Raw genomic sequence first — 2,611 nt, forward strand, 5'->3', positions numbered from 1 at the left:
CCGCTGGCTTCCCACCCGCGGCGATGCGCAGGAGCCTCCGAACGAGACCCTTTCGGTCCCTGATTTCCCCGCTGCGCTGCCCGGGGTGGACCTGCCGGCGGCCCTGCGTCGGCTCTCGGGCAACCGGGAACTGCTCCTGAAAATGCTGCGGCACTTTGGTCAGCAGTGGTCAGGAGCGCATGAATCCATACACCTCGCCCTGTCGACAGGCGACCTTCAGCAAGCCCGTCAGACGGTCCACACCCTGCGCGGAGTGGCGAGTAATCTGTCGATGAGCAACGTCGCCGCCGCCGCCGAAGCTCTGGAACAGGCGCTGAAGCGGGAGGAGAACCGCGCGATCGAACGCTGCCTGGAGACGCTGGCCGCGGCCCTCGCGCCGGTGCTGGCCGGACTGGAACGGTTGCCGCCCACGTCGCCGCTCGCGGTCGACGTCGGCCCCTTGGATCACCCGCGGTTGGAACGTCAACTCTCGGATCTGGCGCAATTGCTGCGCCGGCAGGACATGAAGGCCGAAGCCTGCTTCGCCGAATTCCGGGAGTGCCTGGGAGCCGGTGAGTGGGCGGACGCGATGGCGCGCCTGGAGCAGCAGCTTGACCGGCTGGATTTTGCTGCGGCGGGAACAACGCTGGCGGAGGTAGCGGAGTTTCTGGGGGTTCAGAAAGGTAAAACAGGCACTGAAGGCCGTACCCTCTAGACACGTTCACCAACCAAGACCCAGGTTGTCAAGCATATCATGCTGAGCGCCGTGGGCCAATGACGATGACCGGGTGGCGTGTTCACCGGTGCTGCGACGGAGCGACCTCTCATGACGCGCAAGCGTATTGTATCCCGCTTGATCAACCGACGGACATTCACCGTGTTCCTGTTGGCCGCTCTCATTCTGGTCTTCGGGATGTACGTCCGTACGGAGAAGGCGATCGATCGCGCCAACGAACAGCGCCAGGCCGTCATGGCGCTGGCGGATGAATTGCGCCAATCCTCCGATGATCTGACGCGGATGGTCCGAACCTACATTATGACCGGCGATCCGGTCTACAAACAGTCCTATCAGGACATCCTGGACATCCGTGACGGCAAGCGACCGCGGCCGGAGCACTACCAGAATATCTATTGGGACCTGGTCGTGGCCGGTCGACTCCCCCCGCCCCCCGCCAACGGGCAGGCCATGGCGCTCCTCGAATTGATGCGTCAGGCGGGCTTCGGGGACGCTGAGTTTCGCCAGTTGGCGCAAGCCAAGGCGCACTCCGACCACTTGACTGCCACCGAATTCACGGCGATGCGACTTGCCGAGACGGTCGGTCCTGACCGGGAGGCGGCGCTGACCCGGGCGCGGCGGCTGCTGCATGACGACGCCTATCATCAGGCCAAGGCCGACATCATGCAGCCCCTCTATGAATTCAATGTGCTGATGAACCGGCGGACCCTCGCCGCGGTCCATGCGGCCGCGCACAATGCCACGCTGTTGCGCGGCATCTTCATTGTTGTCGGGCTGATTCTGTTCGTCATGCTCTGGCGGACCTGGGCGACCTTGCGGGAGACGCTGGGCGGTGCGGCCGGGGAGGTGCGCGCCCAGATCGTCAAGCTGGGGCACGGCGATTTCTCCGCGGCCCCCCAGGTCCCGCCCGGCGCTGACAATAGCGTGATCGGCTGGTTGGCGGAGACCCGGCAACGGCTCAGACACCTGGCGCAGGCACAACAGGAGGCGGTGGTTCGTTATACCAGGGCGGAGCAGGCGCTGCGGGAGAGCCTCGGGCGTTACGAGTTGGCCATAAAAGGGACAACCGATGGCATCTGGCACTGGAATATCCTCACCGGTCAGGATTTCCACTCCCCCCGTTATCGGGAACTGCTCGGTTACGACGCCGATGAACTTCCCAACACCGCGGACGGTTTTGAAGCCATTGTGCACCCCGATGACCTGCCGCAGGTGAATGCCGCGCAACAAGCCCACCTGGTGCGGCGGGAGCCCTTCAACATCGAACTACGCCTGCGCACAAAACAAGGGGATTACAAATGGTTTAGATCGCGGGGTCAGGCGGAGTGGGACGAAGCGGGACAGCCGCTGCGGATGTCCGGCTCGATCACGGATATCACCGAGCGCAAACGGGCCGAAGAAGAGTTGGCCCGGTCCAGGGACGCGGCGCAGGCGGCCAACCGCGCCAAGAGCCAATTTCTCGCCAACATGAGCCATGAGATCCGCACCCCCATGAACGCGGTCATCGGCCTGACTCACCTGGCTCTCGAAACCGACCTGACGCCGAAACAGCAGGATTATCTCCACAAGATCCAGAGTTCGGGCCAGGCCCTGCTGGGGCTCATCAACGACATCCTCGACCTGTCCAAGATCGAGGCGGACCGGCTGGAGCTGGAACAAATCCCCTTCAGCCTGGACGAGGTTCTGGACCGCATCGCCACCATGACCAGCCTGAAGGCCGAGGAAAAGGGGCTCAAATTCGGCTTCCACCTGGACCCGGCCACGCCGCGCCGCCTGCTGGGGGACCCCCTCCGACTGGGGCAGATTCTTCTCAATCTGGTCAACAACGCCGTCAAGTTCACGGCCCAGGGCGAAGTTGTCGTCTCCGTGTCGCCCGTGGCCCGGGCCGGCGCTCAG

The 2,611-nt window shown here is 64.1% G+C and carries 2 protein-coding genes; both read left to right on the plus strand.

Annotated elements, in window-relative coordinates; genetic code table 11:
• The coding region (locus tag QZY48_RS15295; RefSeq protein ID WP_295432298.1) for an Hpt domain-containing protein at nt 1–694 on the plus strand (694 nt) is incomplete at its 5' end.
• A 162-nt stretch (nt 695–856) separates the two neighbouring features.
• Nucleotides 857–2,611 (plus strand): PAS domain-containing protein (locus tag QZY48_RS15300; RefSeq protein ID WP_295432301.1); only part of this gene is annotated, 1,755 nt, incomplete at its 3' end.

Source organism: uncultured Thiodictyon sp., from assembly GCF_903828115.1.
Lineage (GTDB): Bacteria > Pseudomonadota > Gammaproteobacteria > Chromatiales > Chromatiaceae > Thiodictyon.